The organism is Nesterenkonia haasae (genome assembly GCF_010119385.1).
GTDB lineage: Bacteria > Actinomycetota > Actinomycetes > Actinomycetales > Micrococcaceae > Nesterenkonia > Nesterenkonia haasae.
This window is the reverse complement of the sequence record NZ_VFIE01000018.1, coordinates 292,325-309,666: the sequence shown is the minus strand read 5'-3', so window position 1 is coordinate 309,666 and position 17,342 is coordinate 292,325. Positions and strand designations below refer to the sequence as shown.

Below are 17,342 nucleotides of genomic sequence, written 5' to 3'. Positions count from 1 at the left end.
TGTCCACCCAAGAGTCATCACCACCCAAGAGAGGAAACATATGACCGAACAGACCAACGGCTGTCCCGTGGCACACAATGACGGTTCAGGGGCCGTTCCCACCGCTGAAGCGCCGTCGGGCCCTGCCCACCCCACAATGGGAGGAGGGAATCGATACTGGTGGCCGCACCAGCTGAATCTGAAGGTGCTGGCGAAGAACCCAGCCGTCGCCGATCCCTTCGGCGGTGAGGATTTCGACTACGCACGAGAATTCCTCACACTCGACCTCGACACGGTGAAGAAGGACATTGAAGAGACGCTCACCACATCGCAGGACTGGTGGCCAGCGGACTTCGGCCACTACGGGCCCCTCATCATCCGGATGGCCTGGCACTCCGCCGGCACCTACCGAGCAGTCGACGGTCGCGGCGGCGGCGGAACAGGCCAGCAGCGGTTCGCCCCACTGAACTCTTGGCCGGACAACGTCGGGTTGGACAAGGCGCGTCGGGTCCTTTGGCCCGTTAAGAAAAAATACGGCCGTCGACTCTCGTGGGCCGACTTGATGATCCTGGCAGGCAACGTGGCGCTTGAGTCCATGGGAATGCAGACCTATGGCTTCGCCGGCGGGCGCGCCGATGTGTGGGAGCCAGAGGATGATGTCTACTGGGGAGCCGAAGAAGAGTGGCTCGGCAGTGAGAAGCGCTTCGCCAAGGGTGACGAGCGCGACCTGGACAAGCCACTCGGAGCCACGCACCTGGGTCTGATCTACGTCAATCCAGAGGGCCCGGAAGGCGAGCCAGATCCCGTCAAAGCAGCACACGACATCCGGGTCACTTTCGCACGCATGGGCATGAACGACGAGGAGACAGTGGCGCTCAACGCCGGCGGTCACACCTTCGGCAAAGCTCATGGGGCCAACACCGACGATCACCTGGGGCCCGACCCGGAGGGCGCCGACGTAGACCTGCAGGGTCTGGGGTGGAAGAACGCCAACGGAACGGGCAAGGGGGATGACCAAATCACCTCTGGACTGGAGGTGACGTGGACATATAACCCCACGCGCTGGGACAACGAGTACTTCGATGTCCTCTACGGATATGAGTGGGAGGTGTACAAGGGTCCGGGCGGCGCCTGGCAGTGGCGGCCCACCAATGGCGAGGGCGCAGGCACAGTCCCTGAGGCTCACAGTGATGGCAAGCGCGAACCCCGCATGCTCACCACTGATCTCTCCATGCGCTTCGACCCCGAGTATGACAAGATCTCCCGTCGGTTCCACCAGAACCCGGCGGAGTTCCATGAAGCCTTCGCTCGCGCATGGTTCAAGCTCACTCACCGGGACATGGGACCCAAGGCTCGGTACCTCGGTCCCGAAGTGCCCGATGAGGACTTCCTCTGGCAGGATCCGCTTCCCGAGGTCGATCACGACCTGATTGACCCCCAGGACGCAGCGGCGCTGAAGCAGCAGATCCTGGACTCGGGACTGAGCGTCTCAGAGCTCGTCTCCACCGCATGGGCTTCGGCATCCACGTTCCGCCATGGCGATAAGCGAGGCGGTGCCAATGGCGCACGAGTTCGCCTGGCACCTCAGAAGGACTGGGAAGTCAACAATCCCCAGCAGCTGGCAAAAGTCCTCAGCACTCTGGAAGACATTCAGGCCTCCTTCAATGGGAACGCCGAGTCGTCAACCAAGCGGGTCTCCTTGGCAGACCTGATAGTGCTGGCTGGCAACGCTGCTGTTGAAAAGGCAGCCGCTGATGCAGGCGTTGCGGCCGAAGTGCCCTTCAACCCCGGTCGAGTGGACGCCACACCGGAGCAGACCGATGAAGAGTCATTCGCCTACTTGGAGCCGGTGACCGATGGTTTCCGCAACTATGTGGGACCAGACAACTCGCTGCCCGCAGAACATGCCTTGGTCGACAAGGCCAACCTGCTCTCCCTCTCCGCACCAGAGATGACAGTGCTGGTCGGTGGCCTCAGGGTTCTCGGAGCCAACTGGGATGGGTCAGACTACGGAGTATTCACCGACCGCGTCGGGGTGCTGAGCAATGACTTCTTCGTCAACCTGCTTGACCTTGGTAAGACGTGGAAGGCTCTGGATTCAGACAGGAAAGTATTCCAGGCCACATATGACTCCACCGGTGACGTATTCGGTCGCGGAACCCGTGTCGACTTGGTCTTCGGGTCGAATTCGGAGCTGCGAGCAGTCGCTGAGGTCTACGCAGCTGATGACGCTCAGGAGAAGTTCGTCAAGGACTTCGTTCGAGCCTGGGCGAGAGTTACGGAGCTTGACCGCTTCGACCTGCGCACGCCGGCCGCTAAGACAGCAGCTTAGAGCGCACTAGCCAGAAGAGGCCCCCGTGGGAGTCACTCCCACGGGGGCCTCTTTATCATCCGCGGTATCTTGGGGTGGCTGGTTAACGGAAAGGTCCCCGCGGGAAACCCGCGGGGACCTTTCAACGACTAGAAGTCGAGAATCAGAGGTCGCCCTCTTCCTCTTCTTCCATGCCGTCATCTTCCATGCCATCGTCCTCGACGCCGTCGTCGCCGTTCTCGACGCCGGTGTCCTCGGTGTCATCTGCGGCACCGTTGTCATCGCAGGCGGAAACGCCGACGAGAGCCAGGGAGCCGATTCCGAGGACTGCTGCGATTGAACGAAGCTTGTTATCGGTGGTAGCCATAAGCCTGTTACCTCCGTAAATAAACTGCATCGCTATGGATGCTGGGCGGGCTTTCCGCCTTGCACCCGGTCTGCGGTTTCTGCATCCCTGGGTGAACTGACTCCATCATGACCACATACCCCGCCCCAACGGAAGCCAAAATGGGGGTTTTTGGGAAAACTATGGGGAGACTCTAGGGAAGTGTCCAGGTAACGTGCACCACAGGGCCATTCGCTAAGGCTCTGTCCAGCTGATTCGCCGCGTCCCAGGGTTGGTCTGCTGCAAGCCCCCGGGTTCGCCGTGGTTGATCACATAGGCCAGATCTGGGCCCATCAGTGTCGTGGCATCACCCTCAGGGATGAACGCTGGCAGTGAGACGTCAGCGCCAACCCAGAGGCTTGGCGACGTGTTCGAGGATGCTGCTCAGCACATGGGCGTTGTAGTCGACTCCGAGTTGATTGGGCACTGTGACCAGGACAGTGTCGGCTTCGCGAATGGCCTCATCCTCGGCCAGCTGCTGGACCAGATCATCGGGCTCTGCTGTGTAGCTGCGGCCGAAGACCGCCCGAGTATTTTCGTCGATGTGGCCGAACTTGTCCTGGCTGTCGCGCTGCCCAATGAAATAGGCACGGTCCTGGTCGGAGACGATGGGGATGATTGAGCGGCTGACGGAGACTCGGGGGTCGAAGCCGTGGTCGTGTCGGGCCCATTCATCTCTGAACGCCCGGATCTGCTTCCGCTGCTGGACGTGCAGTGGCTCGCCGGATTCGTCGTCCTTCAAGGTGGAACTCATCAGATTCATGCCCTTTTGTGCGGCCCATTCGGCTGTCGCATTTGAGCCTGCACCCCACCAGATGCGCTGACGCAGGCCCTCTGAGTGAGGTTCTAGGCGCAGCAGTCCGGGCGGGTTGGGGAACATCGGGCGCGGATTGGGCTCAGCGAACCCTTCACCTTCAAGCATTCTGAGCGCCACCTCGGCGTGCCTGCGGCCCATATCAGCATCAGTTTCCCCTTCTGCGGGCTTGTAGCCGAAGTAGCGGTAGCCCTCGATCACCTGTTCTGGAGAGCCGCGGGAAATTCCGAGTTGGAGTCGACCCTCGGCGATCAGATCGGCTGCGCCGGCGTCCTCGGCGAAGTACGCAGGGTTCTCATAGCGCATGTCGATGATTCCGGTGCCGATGTCGATTCGCTGGGTCTTCGCCCCCACGGCGGCCAGCAGCGGAAATGGACTGGCAAGCTGCCGTGCAAAGTGATGGACACGGAAGTAGGCGCCGTCGGCCCCCAACTCCTCTGCAGCTACGGCCAAGTCAATGCTCTGCAGCAGCGCATCCTGGCTCGATTGAGTATGGGAGTGCGGGGAGGGGGTCCAGTGTCCAAAGGACAGAAAGCCGATTTTCTTCACAGTCTGGGCAACCATTCTGCCCGCCCACTCATTCCTTCGCGGACTGGAGTTCCGCGCTCTGGACAACGTTCTGCAGCAGCTCTACCCTAGTCATCGGCCCGACACCGCCGGGGTTAGGGGAGTACCAGCTCGCTCGCGATTCGATCCCAGGAGCGAGGTCTCCGTAGATTCTGGCCTTGCCAGTCTCGGAGCCCACCTCACGGGTCACCCCGACATCCAGGGCGATTACGCCGTCTTTTAGATCAGCCGGATCAATCATGTGTTTGACGCCTGCCGCCGCCACTACGACGTCTGCTTCGCGCAAGTGCCGCGGGAGATCCTGGGTGCCGGTATGACAGAGCGTCACTGTGGCGTTGACGGCGCGCCGGGTCAGCAGCAGTCCAATCGGCCGCCCGATCGTCACGCCACGCCCCACCACCACCACATGCTTACCCGCCAGGTCGATTCCGTAGTGCGCCAGCAAGTCCACACACCCTTTCGGGGTGCACGGCAGGGGAGAAGTCAGATCCTCATTGACTCCAGCTACGAGACGCCCCAAATTCATGGGATGCAGGCCATCAGCATCCTTATCCGGGGAGATGGCCTCGAGGACCTTCTGCTGATCCAGGTGCTTGGGCAGGGGGAGCTGCACGATGTAGCCGGTGCAGGCGTCGTCGTTGTTGAGCCGATCCAGCTCCGCGAGGAGATCCGTCTCGCTGATGGTCTCAGGAAGCGTCACTTGGATGGACTCAATCCCCACTTGCTGACAGTCCCGGTGCTTACCCGCCACATAGGACTCACTTGCCGGATCCGAACCGACCAAGACAGTCCCCAGTCCGGGGGTGATTCCCCGTGCTTTCAGGGCGCTGACACGTTCGGTGAGATCGGACTTGATGGCCTTAGCCGTGGCGCGGCCGTCGAGCAGCTGAGCAGTCATAGAAGTACGGGTCACCAATCCTCAAGGCCTTCGTAGAGCGGGAAGTCGCCGGCCAGCTTAGCCACCCGTGCGCTCAGCGCATCGATATCAGCCCCGGGTTTCAGCGTTTCGGCAATAATGTCAGCCGTCTCCCTGAACTCGGCTTCCCCGAAACCGCGGGACGCCAGGGCAGGTGTACCGATCCGCAGTCCTGAGGTCACCATCGGTGGTCGAGGGTCGTCAGGGACCGCGTTGCGGTTGACGGTGATTCCGGCCTGGTGAAGCAGGTCTTCGGCCTGCTTACCGTCCAGTTCAGAGTTCCGCAGATCGACCAGGATCAAGTGCACGTCGGTGCCTCCGGTAAGCACCGAAACACCGGTTTCGGCGACGTCGTCGGCGGCCAGCCTTTCTGCGATGATCCGGGCGCCCTCTACAGTGCGTGCCTGGCGCTGGGCAAACTGCTCAGTGGCGGCGATCTTGAAGGCGATGGCCTTGGCGGCGATGACATGCATCAGCGGCCCACCCTGCTGGCCGGGGAAGACCGCAGAGTTGATCTTCTTCTTGTGCTCCTCCTTGCAGAGGATCAGACCGGAACGCGGTCCGGCAAGGGTTTTGTGCACCGTGGTGGTCACCACATCGGCGTAAGGAATCGGGTTCTGGTGCAGGCCAGCGGCCACCAGCCCGGCGAAGTGCGCCATATCTACCCAGAGGATGGCGCCGACTTCATCAGCGATCTCGCGGAATGCGGCGAAGTCCAGTTCACGCGGGTAGGCCGACCAGCCCGCGACGATCATGTCCGGCTTCTCCGCCAGGGCCATCTGGCGGACCTTTTCCATGTCGATCAGTCCGGTTTCCGGATCCACCTCATAAGCGGCGATCTCGTAGAACTTTCCGGAGTGGTTGAGCTTCATACCGTGGGTCAGGTGTCCGCCGTGAGCCAATGAGAGGCCCATCAGTTTGTCGCCAGGTTTGAGGAATGCGGTCATCACGGCCACGTTCGCCTGCGCACCAGCGTGGGGCTGGACATTGGCGTGATCAGCCCCGAAGAGCGCCTTGGCCCGCTCAATGGCCAGATTCTCGGCCACATCCACAAACTCGCATCCGCCGTAGTAGCGGCGACCGGGGTATCCTTCGGCGTACTTATTGGTCAGGACGGAACCTTGAGCTTCCAGGATGGCGCGGGGTACGAAGTTCTCCGAAGCGATCATCTCCAGAGTCCCGCGCTGACGGCCAAGCTCGTCAGCCAGCGCCTGAGCGATCTCAGGATCGACCTCGGAGAGCGGGGCGGATTGGATGTCAGACAAAAGGGTCCTCCTACGGATGTGGTGCCGTGAACTGTGCTGCGCGATGCCGCAGGTTAGTCTATCTCCTCTGCCCGTGGCGCCGTCGGGCTTCACCGACTAGTCTCATCCGTTGTGGACCGCCACCTCATACCGCGATTCGGTGCCGCAGCTGCGATGCTGCTGGTTCTCGCCGCCTGTGCCGAGGAAGACGTAACCGGCCAGCGCAGTCAGCAGGAGATCGCCCTCGATGGCGGTCATCAGCCCACCAATTCTGATCCCGCTGACTCTGACGCCCCTGACGCTGAGGCCGCAGAACAGGAAGAGGACGACGCCGCCGCAGAACCCGATTCGGAGACGGAACTGCAAGAGTCCGCAGAAGGGTTTGAAGAGATCGCTGAGCGGATGGAGGAGCTGCCGGGCAGGGTGGAGGCGCTGGTGGTGGAGGACGGGGACGTTCTCCTTCAGTGGGGGCGCGGAGAACCGGCGCCTCTGGCCTCGGTGTCCAAGCTGTACGTGTTGGCGGCCCTGGTCGAGGCTGTCGACGCCGAGGATGTCGAGTGGATGGACGAACTGGAGCTTACTGACGAGCTGCGCAGCCTGCCCTCCGGCACCCTGCAGGACCAGGCCGATGGTTATACGACGACGGTCTATGATGTGGCGCATCGGATGGTTTCGATCAGCGACAACACCGGAACCGATATGCTCATGGCCCTGCTCGGACGCGAGGCGGTGGAAGAAGCTGCTGAGGAGTTCGGCCATCATGATCCGGAGCTGCTGCGCCCATTCCTCAGCACGCGGGAATTGTTTCAGCTGCGCTGGGGAGTGCCTGAGCTTGGGCAGGACTGGGCGGATATGGATGGTGACACCCGGCTGGATGTCCTGGATGAAGTCGCCGAGCAGGAATTGGAGATTACGTCAGAAGACACCTCGCGGCACGATCTCGACGATGCGATCGATTGGTATGCCACGGCAGAGGATGTAGCTGCTGTGATCCAGGGCCTCGCCGCACGAGCTGAAGACCATCCGGAGGTGGGGGAGATCCTCACCGCAAATCCCGGACTGGTGGACGAGGTGGAAGACGCCTGGTGGGACAGCTTGGCGTTCAAGGGCGGTGGTCTGCCGGGAGTGGTGACCGGCACATGGCATGCGCAGAGCGAAGACGGTACGGAGCGGACTGTGGTGCTCATGCTGAGCACCGATGATACTGAGAACATCGCTGATCACCGCGCTGAACTCTTCTCACTTGCTGTAGACGCGCTGATTGCCTCCACCGACAGTGAGCGCGAAGATTCCTGAGGCGACCCCTCATAGGTTCGGTCGCGCCCCTGCGGCAGAGCGTCTCGGGATGTGGGGAACGAGGGCCGCTCCAGGCAGTATTTCCTACATCCCGAGACGCTGTGAGTTGAATGCTCGTGACAGTCCCGCCAGGTAAGCGATCTATCGTAAGAAGAGAGCCTTCATGCGATAGGCCGCGAGCGCTCCGCCGATACCGATCATCACCAGGTAGTAGCCGATGTGCACGAGAGTCACCAAGCTGAAATCCCAGAACGCAATGTCACGCATGAGCTCCACACCGTGCCACAGCGGAAGTGCCTGGATGACGGCTTGGACTCCCACTGGGTAGACGCTGATGGGGAACAGCGTCGCTGAGAACAGGAACATCGGAATGAGCACCATCATCATCCAGTCCATCTGCTGGAAGCGTTTCATGAAGCTGGTGGCTGCCATGCCGATGCAGGCGAACCCTAGAGCGATGAACAGCGCCGTGAACCACATCAGTACGGCCGAAAGCGGAGTTACCAGGCCAGTGGCAAGAAGGACCCCGAGAAAACCGAAGGCATAGATGCCGCCGCGGAACAGGGCCAGGCAGATCTCCCCGACTGCCACGTCCACCGGACCCAGCGAGGTCGACATCATAGTTTGGTAGAGCTTGGTGATCTTCAGCTTGAAGAACACGTTCCATGTGGAGTCGAACACAGCCCCGTTCATGGCAGCAACGGCCAGCAGCGCCGGTGCGATGAAGGCCGCGTAGCTGATGGTGTCCTGACCGGCCACCCCAGCCTGCTCAGCCTCAATCCCAGAGATCATGGGGGAGACGCCCAGTCCGAAGCTGGTAAGAAACAGCACGGGCTCGAGGAACCCGGAGAGGAAAATGATGCCGCGGTTGTTCCGAATAGCCGCCATACCGCGGCTGAACACGGCACGGATATTACCGGAGTAGTAATTGGCACCGACGCCGCGACGGAAAGTCGCTTCCGGGCGACCTTCGCTGCGTTGGTAGGTCCCACCCTGAGCTTCCTTGGCGTCCTGCTTGGTCTGCCGCCGCTGGTCTGCCTTGAGGCCAGGGATTCGGCCACGCCACTCCTCATAGCCGAGACGACGGATGAAGACATGGCGGACGGCGAGCCATGCCACGACGACCACTGTCACCAAGTAGCCGGCGTGGACCAACACCAACCACAATGGCGTCGGCTGTCCAAAGGCGAAGGTGCGGCCGAGTTCGTTCGCGTGCCACATAGGAGAGATCCACCCGATGACCTGCAGAAACTGCGGAAGATTGGTCAGGGGATAGAACGTGCCGGAGAACAGGAACAGCGGCATAATCACGAACCGCTGGATCATTGCAGCATGACCCTTCTCATCACGCAGAGTCGAGATATAGGCCATGATGGGCAGGCCCATAGCCAGGCCACCGAGCACCGCCGAGAAGATCATCAGGATTGCAGCGGGTGAGCTCAGCGCTCCGAAGGCGAACAGCACCCCGGTGAAGATCAGTGCGTGAATTCCGAACCGGCAGCAGACACCCAAAATATGCCCGGCGGCAACCTGTTGAGGGGACAGTGCAGTCGCCTGGGCGCCGAAGTACTTGCGTCGCCACCTGAAACCCTCCATCACCGGAAAGGTGAACTCTATCCCGGCGGTCATGGCGACCGTGGAGGCGAGAATGGCAGGAGCGATATACATCAGGTAAGAGTCGGCGCCGTAGGCGGAGAAGTCCGTCTCGGCCCCGACGAGCACCCCCAGCCCCAGGCCCATCGCCAAGATGTACATGATCGGCTGGAAAGTCGAGGAGAAGAGGATCACGCCGCCGTAGGCGCGCATCGAGCGCAGGGTTGCCTCGGCCTGATAGAGCGCACCGAACCGGCGAACGCGCCGGCTGAGCACGTCCTTATCAGCCGCCTGAGAGCCAGCGCGGCGGGCTACAGAGTCCTGCGGCGTCGTCGTTGTATCAGTCAATGAGCGACCGTCCTGTCAGCCGGAGGAACACATCTTCCAGTGAGGACCTGCGGACCAGTGAGGTCATGGGATGGTGGCCGGCGGCATGGATCTTCTCCAGGGCAGATTCGGCCTGCGCGGCGTAGACCATGAGCCTGTCGGGAAGGACCTCCACGTGGCTGAAGCCGACGTCGCCGGACCCAGCGTCTGTGTTGGTGAGCAGCTCTTCGAGAGTCTTTGCCTGCTCAGCGTTGCGATCGGTCCCGAAACGCAGCTCCAGCACCTCCCGGGTGGAGTGGTCGCGAATGAGTCCCGCCGGAGCGCCTTCGGCCATGATGGTGCCGTGATCGACCACGACGAGTCGGTCGCAGAGCTGTTCAGCCTCGTCCATGTGGTGAGTTGTCAGCACCAGGGTTGTGCCGGATTCCTTGAGCCGGAAGAGCCTATCCCACAGCACATGCCGAGCCTGCGGGTCCAAACCAGTGGTGGGCTCATCCAGCAGCAGAACCTCAGGCTCGTTCACCAGGGCGCGGGCAATCGTCAGCCGGCGCTTCATGCCACCTGAGAGGTCTTCCACTCGGGAGTTAGACTTATGACTGAGCTGGGCGAATTCCAGCAGCTCATCCGCCTTAGCCGCCAAATAGCGACGTGGCAGGCCGAAGTAGCGGCCGTACATGATGATGTTCTCCCGGACGGTGAGTTCCTCGTCCAGGTTGTCCTGCTGGGGGATAACACCGAGCCGGGCACGGACCTCTGGGCCCTGACGTTCCGGGTCCAGGCCGGCAACCCGCATCTGGCCGCTGGTGCGTGCGGCAACTGCGGCGACCATCCGCATAGTGGTGGACTTTCCGGCACCGTTGGGCCCCAGCAGTCCGAATGACTCACCTTTGGAGACGCTGAAGGTGATGCCATCTACGGCGGTGAAGTCTCCATACTTCTTGACCAGGTCAACGGCGTGAATAGCTGGTTCAGGTGTGGTTTGTGAGGGCACACTGGACTCCAGTGCAGAAGAAATGGACATGCGAAATAGTTTACACGCCGAACTAACTAATTTGCTAGCATGCTAGGCATCAGCGTTCTCGAGAAAAGCACTTGATGCCCCCGGAACTCTGGAGCATTCCTGCTGCATTTCATCCTTACGGTCGATGCGCAGACGCCTCTCATCCGGAAGACTGATCCCAACACTGAAGAGCAATTGAGAGGCAATGATGAGCACACCCGTTCTAGAGACGGAGAATTTGGTCAAGGTCTACGGCCGCGGCCCTGCGCAGTTCCACGCGCTCAAGGGCCTGACCTTCGAAATCCACCGGGGCGAATCGGTGGCTATTGTAGGAAAATCCGGATCGGGCAAGTCCACGTTGATGCATTTGCTGGCCCTGCTCGATGAGCCGACTTCTGGGGTGGTGGCCCTTGACGGCCGGCCGGTCAGCAAACTTAAGCCCAAGACGGTCTCTGCGCTGCGCAATGAGACCTTCGGCTTCGTCTTCCAGCAGTTCTTCCTCAATCCCAACCAGACGGTTCTCGAGAATGTCACTCTGCCGTTGAAGATAGGGGGCGTCTCCAAGTCAGAGCGGGACAAGCGAGGCATGGATGCTCTGGAGCAACTTGAAATGGCGGACAAGGCCAAGAACAAGGCCACCGATCTCTCCGGCGGACAGAAGCAGCGCGTGTGCATTGCTCGTGCGCTCATCAACAACCCAGAGGTCCTCTTCGCCGATGAACCAACCGGCAACTTGGACAGTGCCACCAGCGAGACAGTAGAAGACATCCTGCTCAACCTTCAGCGCAACCATGGAATCACCCTCGTGGTAGTGACTCATGATGAAGATCTGGCGTCGAAGTGTCAGCGCCGACTCATTATGCAGGATGGCGAAATTGTCGAAGAGCAGACGGGGGTTCGGGCCTCCTCCTCCCATAAGGCTCCGGTGACTGCCGGGCACGGTGCGCCAGAGTCACGGCGTCGCCGGCGTATCCTCCCGTTCGGCAAAGGAGCGGCACGTTGAAATCACTGGATGTCACCAAATCGGCGTTGAGCAATACGCTCCGCTCGAAGCTGCGCACCGCACTGACCGTCATTGCGATCGTCATTGGCGCCTTCACCCTGACCCTGACCTCCGGTCTTGGAGCAGGGATCAACCAGACCGTCGACCGCATCTTCGGAGGCTTCGGCGAAGACGACGCTATCTACGTTGTTCCGCAGGTCGAGGCTGACGCCCAGGAACAGGACGGGCCAGCCGAATACGATCCGGATGCCGGGGCGGAGATGGACTCCGGATTCGGAACGGGAATGCTCTCTGCGTCCGACGTCGAAACCATTGAGGGCTTGGACTATGTGGTCGGGGTCGACACTGAGGTGGCGGCACAGATCGAATACGTCGAGGCTCCGGATGGAACCCAGTACCAGGCGCAATTCGACTTCGCACTCAACGACGTTCTTGCCGAGTTCGCTGCCGGTGGCGCGCCGGACCGCACCGCCATGGAGATCACCATTCCCGAGGACTGGCTGGAAATCTACGGCGCTGACGACCCAGACGATGTGCTGGGCGAAACGCTCATCGTGGCCGCGCCCAACGCAGTGGGCCAAACCAGCGATATCGAAGCTGAAGTCGTCGGCGTCACCCAAGGCACTTTGGCAGGAGTGGGATTCACCCCCATACCTTCGGTGGCACTGGCTGAGGAGGTTGCCGATATCAACGCCGAGGGGTTCGAAGGACAGATGCCCGAGGCCTACATCATGGCTGCCGCCGAGATCGAGAATCTTGAGCAGAACGAGGAAGCCGTCAAGGAAGCGCTCGCAGAAGAGGGGCTATGGGGCCTGACCGTTGAAGATCAGATAGCGATGTTCGAGGCGGTCATTGACGCCATCACCTGGATCTTGTCCGGATTTGCCCTCATCGCCCTGTTGGCGGCTAGCTTCGGCATTGTCAACACTCTGCTGATGAGCGTGCAGGAGCGTACTCGCGAAATCGGTCTGATGAAGGCTCTGGGCATGTCCCGGGCGAAAGTCTTCAGCTTGTTCTCGATGGAGGCGGTGATGATCGGAATCATGGGCTCTGTGGTCGGCGTCGGTCTAGGCCTTGCCACGGGTTTCATCACGGATGGATTCCTCACGGCCGAAGACGGGCCTCTGGGAGGATTCGCTGAGCTGAGCGTCTTCGGGGTTGATCCGCTGGCCATCGGCGGTATCTTCCTGCTCATCATCATCATCGCCTTTTTGGCTGGCACGCTGCCGGCAGCACGTGCGGCCAAGAAGGATCCGATCGAAGCTCTGCGGTACGAATAGCGGCTGTGCAGCAGATCTGAATAAATGGAGAATGACAGTGACAACAACACAGGAGGAGGAACAATGAGCAACCCGCCCCAGGACAACCACTCGCAGTGGGGGCCCGCCTCGGAACACGGTGCATCGCAGCCGGGAGGGGAAAATCCTTATGCGGGCCACAACCCCTCAAAGTTCGGAACTGAGGCGTATGACCCGAATGCCTACGGGGGTCCGTTGGAGCAGCCGGATAAGTTCCGCAAACTCAAGATGTTCACTCTGGTGTCGTTGGCGATCTTCGTGATCAACCAGCTGGTCAGCTTTGTCATGATGAGCTCCTCTGAGTACCGCAACGAGATGATCGATGAGATCGAACAGCAGATGTCGGCCACGGGCCAGACTGTAGACCGAGGCCAGATCGAAACCTATGTCGACGCCGTCGTCGGTGTCGGCGTGGCAATCGCTCTGATTGGTCTCGCCCTCTACCTGTTGGTCTACTTCGGTCTGCGGGCCAACAAGAACTGGGCCAGGATCGTGGGCATCATCTTTGCCATCCTCGGGGCAGTGATCAGTCTCGGTGGGTTCGCCTTCGGTGGTGCGACCGATATCGTCACCATTGTCGTCACCCTGCTCTGGGTCGGCGTGAACATCTACTGGCTGATTCTGGCATTCAGCCCAGATGTGACTCGGTACCTCCGGGAGGCCAAGCGCTGAGGCCTTGCCTGCAGTTACCCGATGGGGAGGATTTCGTTGCCTTTCGCAACGGACCCTCCCCATCGGTATAGAGTGCATTCAATGAGTCAGGAACAGCAGAGCTCCCAGGAAGCGCCGAGCGTACGCGTTCTCATCGCCCTGCTGCTTCCCCTGTTTGCCTCTCTCATGAGCATCTCCTTAGTGATGGTCGCGCTCCCAGCGATCGAAGAGGGGCTCGGTGCCACCTCAGCCGACCTGCAGTGGGTGCTGTCTGGGTACGCGTTGGCCTTCGGTGTGGGTCTTGTCCCGGCCGGCAGAGCTGGAGACCTCTGGGGCCGCAGACGCTTCTTCCTGATTGGCACAGCAGTCTTCGCCGCCACCTCTTTGGCGGCGGCATTCTCTCCGAATCCCTTTATCCTCAACGCCATGCGCGTCGCCGCAGGTTTGGGCGCTGCGATGCTGGTGCCGCAGATCATCGGGATGATTCAGCGGCTCTTCACAGGCCAGGCACGAGGCCGTGCCTATGGCTTGATGAGCACAGTCATCGGAGTCGCTGTGGCGATCGGTCCGCTGCTGGCCGGCGGACTGATCGACGCAGCACCCGCTGACACAGGCTGGCGACTGGTCTTCCTGCTCAACGTCCCGGTCACGGTAGTTGCGCTGATCGCAGCTGTTCTGTGGCTGCCGAAGTTCCAGGACCGCGACTCTGCAAAGGCCACATCCGCTGGCGCTCTGCGCGGACTGCTCAAACTAGATCCGCTTGGGGCAGGGTTGTTGTCCGTGGGCATCGTCTGCATCATGCTGCCCGTTATCCAGTTCGCGAATCTGCTGGGCGTAGCGATGGGCGTTTGCGGAGTGGCGCTCCTGCTTGTGTGGTTCTGGTGGGAGAAGCGCCTAGGAGAGCGTGACCCGGAGGCGCCGATGGTCAATCTCAAGCTCTTCACGCTTCCCAGCTACACCTGGAACTCCGCAGTGATCATTCTCTACTTTGCCGGTATGCCAGGCATTTGGGCTGTGGTGGCCATCTACATTCAGCAAGGTTTGGGTCTCGGGGCACTGACTGCGGGGCTCGTCATGCTGCCCAGCGCGGCTATGGTCATTCTGCTGGCCTCCCAGGTGGGGCGCCGGGTGGAGCGAGTGGGGCCGCAGATGCTGGTCCTCGGCAGCGTTGCCGCGTTCGTCTCCATGCTCGTGCTCGCCGGCGCGGCCCTGCTGCAGAGCACCGAATGGGCCTCGATCGGCTGGGTGGCGCTTGCCCTGGGGGTCAACGGCTTGTCACAGGCTCTGATCATTCCTAGTGCCCAGACGCTCTCCATGCAGGATGTGCCTGAAAGTATGGCCGGCGCTGCAGGAGGCGTGGCGCAGAGCGCTCAACGCGTTGTCACAGCGATCGGTCTGGCCGTGGTGACGGCGGTGTACTTCATGGTTCTCTCCGGCAGTGACCACCAGACAGCCATCCTGGTGGCTGCCTTGGTGATTGCCGGAATAATGCTCACCTCAGTCGCCGCCGCAGTGGGCGCGGCCCGGCGCGCCGCAGCCGACAGCAAGATCGGGCGAGGCGTCACGGTCACCTAAGACGGGTAACTTCACGGACATCTTTGTCCGTCACGTACTTCGGCGTGCCAGCAAAGATCTCAGCACGCTCATCAGATTCCTCCCACGCCCGCTCAGCTGCGGCGAACTCTGCTGAATCGCCCAATCGGGAGACAAACCAGGTCAGCTGGGACTTATCGTCGTCCAACCAGACAGACTCCACAGTGAACCCGCGGCCCTCGCGGGCGGGAAAGACGTCTCTGGCGAGAAACTCAACAAACTCCTCGGCCAGCGCGGGGTCCAGGGTGTAGCGGCGCATCCACGTGGTGCGATCAGCAGCATCAGCAGTCATGGTCTCCGGCAGTTCTGTCACGTCTCGCTCCTCAGGTTTGCTTTCGGGGCCTTTCGATCTTATCCCCGCAGTCTGGAACAATAGTCCTTTGTGAGCAATTCTCTTCCCTCCCCCCAAAGAGCGCACGAGGCTTTGCGCAACGCAGGCCGCAGAGGCACCAGCATCGTCTTTGCGGTGATGATCACCGTTCTGCTGGTCGCGCTGATCTTCGCCGCCAATGAGAATGACATCATCGGATGGATTCTGGTGGTGATCGCCGGTGGCTGGCTGCTGCTGGCTACTGTGGTGGTGACCGCGTTCTCACGCAGCGCCAAGAAGTTCGGGCAAGCGGTCGACTCTGCCAGGGCGGACGTCGCAGCTCAGCGCGGGCCCAATTCCGGGGGCACCGCCGTGGTGGATGAAGATACCCACACCCGGCACCTGAAGTTGGACCACTCCTTCAAGATTGTCCAGGTTCAGACCCGCGTCATCCAACAGGAGCTGGCCAAAGACCAGGAGGCCGACACTGAGATGGTGGACCGTGCGCTCGAAACACTCGAGATCACCGCTCACAACGGCCGCGATATGCTCGCCGAGCACGTGGGTCGGAAGACCAAGAACAGAGACCAGCACGACGACGGCCAAGGCGAAACGATCGAAGGCGACGTCGTGCGCTAGAGCGCTCTTCACCCTTGCCTTGTTGAGATTTCAGGCTCTTATAGGAGGCTCATCTCTCAACAACCGCCTGATAACCACAAAGGAGACCCAGTGAGCGAGCCCACAGAGCACCCGCACCGAATTGTGGACCCCAAGCCGGCAGATGTGACCCGGATTGCCTCTGTCAACGTCAATGGCATCCGGGCCGCCGCACGCAAAGGCATGGGCGAATGGTTGGCCTCCCGCGAGGTGGACATCTTGGCCTTGCAGGAGGTCCGGGCCTCCCCAGATATCCTCAGCAAGCTGGCGACCGAATTCGCTGAGCAAGCGGGGGCTGAGGACCCGGAGTCGGAATGGCATGTTCTTGAGAAGGAGGCGGCGGACAAGGGCAGGGCCGGAGTGGCCATCCTCTCTCGACGGCCCCCAGTAGCCACCCGCACCAGAATCGGTGAAGGGCACCCAGAGGACGAGGGCCGCTGGATCGAAGCTGACTATGAGCTCGGCGACGGAAGTACCCTCACCGTGGTCAGCGTCTACGTGCACTCCGGAGAAGTGGGAACCGTCCGACAAGAAAATAAGATGCGCTTCCTGCAGGACATGGTGGACTACCTTCCGCAACGTGCTGAACGTTCCGATCATGTGCTGGTTCTGGGAGACCTCAATGTGGGCCATACGGAGCTGGACATCAAGAATTGGAAGGGCAACGTGAAGAACTCCGGGTTCCTGCCTGAGGAGCGTGCATTCTTCGATACCTTCTTCGGTGACGCCGGCTACGTTGACGTGGCTCGTTCCCTCGCCGGCGAGGTGGACGGCCCGTACACCTGGTGGTCCTACCGCGGAAAAGCTTTCGACAATGACACTGGCTGGCGTATTGACTACCACATGGCAACCCCCGGGCTTGCGGAGTGGGCTGCCAACCCTCAGGTAGACCGCGCGTCCGACTACTCGCTTCGCTGGTCAGACCACGCTCCGCTCGTTGTGGATTACAAACTGCCCTGACTGATCGGCGGTTCTCACACTGTGCGGGGGTCCCGGGCGCCGGTGCCTTAGAGTATGAAATGGGTCTCCCTGATGGGAAACGGCCCAGATGTGTCGATGCCTCTAGGGCGAGCAGTGCGTAAACGGTCGTCCAGCCCCGAGACTCTAAGGAGTGCACAGTGATCACCGCGATTACCCTGTTCAAGACTGATCCACAGAAGATCCCAGAGACCGCCCAGGAGATCGCGGCGATCGAGGAAGTCGATGCGGTCTACTCGGTCACCGGTGCCTGGGACCTGGTCGCAGTCGTAAAGACGCAGAACTTCGAGGACCTCAGCGAACTGGTCCCGGGAAAGATCTCCAAAGCTGGGGCCATCATCAGCACCGAAACTATGGTCGCCTTCCGCACATACTCGCAGCGGGACTTGGAGGCCGGGTTCGCCCTCGGGGGCGACTGAC

16 protein-coding genes are annotated in these 17,342 nt (G+C 61.1%); 9 read left to right on the top strand and 7 right to left on the bottom strand.

Translation table 11 applies throughout. The features are described from left to right. Nucleotides 1-40 precede the first annotated feature (40 nt). Complete coding sequence (gene katG / locus FH975_RS04785) at nucleotides 41-2,311, top strand: catalase/peroxidase HPI (protein ID WP_162320307.1); 2,271 nt, start codon at nucleotides 41-43, stop codon at nucleotides 2,309-2,311. A gap of 142 nt (nucleotides 2,312-2,453) precedes the next feature. Here the strand turns inward: katG and FH975_RS04780 are convergent, their stop codons facing one another. The 4 genes from FH975_RS04780 to glyA form a co-directional block, all read right to left on the bottom strand. After that, entirely contained in the window at nucleotides 2,454-2,657 is a 204-nt protein-coding gene (locus FH975_RS04780; protein ID WP_162320306.1) for a hypothetical protein, read from the bottom strand. Nucleotides 2,658-3,015: 358 nt separating this feature from the next. Further along, the gene (locus FH975_RS04775; RefSeq protein WP_202923025.1) at nucleotides 3,016-4,053 is read right to left on the bottom strand and encodes an LLM class flavin-dependent oxidoreductase; all 1,038 of its coding nucleotides are present in this window, start codon (nucleotides 4,051-4,053) and stop codon (nucleotides 3,016-3,018) included. Nucleotides 4,054-4,066: 13 nt separating this feature from the next. Continuing rightward, nucleotides 4,067-4,954, bottom strand: coding sequence for a bifunctional methylenetetrahydrofolate dehydrogenase/methenyltetrahydrofolate cyclohydrolase (locus FH975_RS04770; RefSeq protein ID WP_162320620.1), 888 nt, complete (start codon nucleotides 4,952-4,954; stop codon nucleotides 4,067-4,069). A gap of 11 nt (nucleotides 4,955-4,965) precedes the next feature. Next, nucleotides 4,966-6,237 (bottom strand): serine hydroxymethyltransferase, encoded by a 1,272-nt coding sequence (glyA, locus tag FH975_RS04765; protein WP_162320305.1) that lies wholly within the window; start codon nucleotides 6,235-6,237, stop codon nucleotides 4,966-4,968. A gap of 111 nt (nucleotides 6,238-6,348) precedes the next feature. Here glyA and FH975_RS04760 point away from each other — a divergent pair, with 111 nt between their 5' ends. Continuing rightward, the gene (locus FH975_RS04760; RefSeq protein WP_162320304.1) at nucleotides 6,349-7,512 is read left to right on the top strand and encodes a serine hydrolase; all 1,164 of its coding nucleotides are present in this window, start codon (nucleotides 6,349-6,351) and stop codon (nucleotides 7,510-7,512) included. 141 nt (nucleotides 7,513-7,653) lie between these two features. On the opposite strand, the gene FH975_RS04755 is transcribed toward FH975_RS04760, so the two are convergent. Both FH975_RS04755 and FH975_RS04750 read right to left on the bottom strand, forming a co-directional pair. Continuing rightward, nucleotides 7,654-9,453, bottom strand: coding sequence for an ABC transporter permease (locus FH975_RS04755; RefSeq protein ID WP_235928455.1), 1,800 nt, complete (start codon nucleotides 9,451-9,453; stop codon nucleotides 7,654-7,656). Then, nucleotides 9,446-10,453: an ABC transporter ATP-binding protein gene (locus tag FH975_RS04750; protein ID WP_162320303.1), complete on the bottom strand. Its 1,008-nt coding sequence runs from the start codon at nucleotides 10,451-10,453 to the stop codon at nucleotides 9,446-9,448. The genes FH975_RS04755 and FH975_RS04750 overlap by 8 nt, the downstream gene beginning before the upstream one ends. 187 nt (nucleotides 10,454-10,640) lie before the next feature. Between FH975_RS04750 and FH975_RS04745 the strand changes: the two genes are divergently transcribed. The 4 genes from FH975_RS04745 to FH975_RS04730 all read left to right on the top strand — a co-directional run bounded on the left by FH975_RS04745 (nucleotide 10,641) and on the right by FH975_RS04730 (nucleotide 14,959). Next, a complete protein-coding gene (locus tag FH975_RS04745; protein WP_162320618.1) occupies nucleotides 10,641-11,435 on the top strand; it encodes an ABC transporter ATP-binding protein in 795 nt (264 codons plus the stop codon). Then, complete coding sequence (locus FH975_RS04740; protein ID WP_162320302.1) at nucleotides 11,432-12,715, top strand: ABC transporter permease; 1,284 nt, start codon at nucleotides 11,432-11,434, stop codon at nucleotides 12,713-12,715. The genes FH975_RS04745 and FH975_RS04740 overlap by 4 nt, the downstream gene beginning before the upstream one ends. Before the next feature lie 63 nt (nucleotides 12,716-12,778). After that, nucleotides 12,779-13,405, top strand: coding sequence for a hypothetical protein (locus FH975_RS04735; RefSeq protein ID WP_162320301.1), 627 nt, complete (start codon nucleotides 12,779-12,781; stop codon nucleotides 13,403-13,405). An 81-nt stretch (nucleotides 13,406-13,486) separates the two neighbouring features. Then, nucleotides 13,487-14,959, top strand: a complete 1,473-nt coding sequence (locus tag FH975_RS04730; protein ID WP_162320300.1) for an MFS transporter — start codon at nucleotides 13,487-13,489, stop codon at nucleotides 14,957-14,959. Here FH975_RS04730 and FH975_RS04725 read toward each other — a convergent pair. Further along, the gene (locus FH975_RS04725; RefSeq protein ID WP_162320299.1) at nucleotides 14,952-15,290 is read right to left on the bottom strand and encodes a hypothetical protein; all 339 of its coding nucleotides are present in this window, start codon (nucleotides 15,288-15,290) and stop codon (nucleotides 14,952-14,954) included. The two genes, FH975_RS04730 and FH975_RS04725, sit on opposite strands and share 8 nt — an antisense overlap. 69 nt (nucleotides 15,291-15,359) lie before the next feature. Between FH975_RS04725 and FH975_RS04720 the strand changes: the two genes are divergently transcribed. From FH975_RS04720 to FH975_RS04710, 3 genes are all read left to right on the top strand, one after another. After that, nucleotides 15,360-15,926 carry a hypothetical protein gene (locus FH975_RS04720; protein ID WP_202923024.1) on the top strand — a complete coding sequence of 189 codons (567 nt, stop codon included), beginning with the start codon at nucleotides 15,360-15,362 and terminating at the stop codon, nucleotides 15,924-15,926. 90 nt (nucleotides 15,927-16,016) lie between these two features. Further along, complete coding sequence (locus FH975_RS04715; RefSeq protein ID WP_328821783.1) at nucleotides 16,017-16,904, top strand: exodeoxyribonuclease III; 888 nt, start codon at nucleotides 16,017-16,019, stop codon at nucleotides 16,902-16,904. Nucleotides 16,905-17,062: 158 nt separating this feature from the next. Next, the gene (locus tag FH975_RS04710; RefSeq protein ID WP_162320298.1) at nucleotides 17,063-17,341 is read left to right on the top strand and encodes an Lrp/AsnC ligand binding domain-containing protein; all 279 of its coding nucleotides are present in this window, start codon (nucleotides 17,063-17,065) and stop codon (nucleotides 17,339-17,341) included. Nucleotide 17,342 lies beyond the last annotated feature (1 nt).

Excerpts from the sequence above, each read along its gene's own strand:
- katG (WP_162320307.1), top strand. The coding sequence starts at position 41 with ATGACCGAACAGACCAACGGCTGTCCCGTGGCACACAATGACGGTTCA.
- FH975_RS04780 (WP_162320306.1), bottom strand. The coding sequence starts at position 2,657 with ATGGCTACCACCGATAACAAGCTTCGTTCAATCGCAGCAGTCCTCGGA.
- FH975_RS04775 (WP_202923025.1), bottom strand. The coding sequence starts at position 4,053 with ATGGTTGCCCAGACTGTGAAGAAAATCGGCTTTCTGTCCTTTGGACAC.
- FH975_RS04770 (WP_162320620.1), bottom strand. The coding sequence starts at position 4,954 with ATGACTGCTCAGCTGCTCGACGGCCGCGCCACGGCTAAGGCCATCAAG.
- FH975_RS04750 (WP_162320303.1), bottom strand. The coding sequence starts at position 10,453 with ATGTCCATTTCTTCTGCACTGGAGTCCAGTGTGCCCTCACAAACCACA.
- FH975_RS04745 (WP_162320618.1), top strand. The coding sequence starts at position 10,641 with ATGAGCACACCCGTTCTAGAGACGGAGAATTTGGTCAAGGTCTACGGC.
- FH975_RS04735 (WP_162320301.1), top strand. The coding sequence starts at position 12,779 with ATGAGCAACCCGCCCCAGGACAACCACTCGCAGTGGGGGCCCGCCTCG.
- FH975_RS04730 (WP_162320300.1), top strand. The coding sequence starts at position 13,487 with ATGAGTCAGGAACAGCAGAGCTCCCAGGAAGCGCCGAGCGTACGCGTT.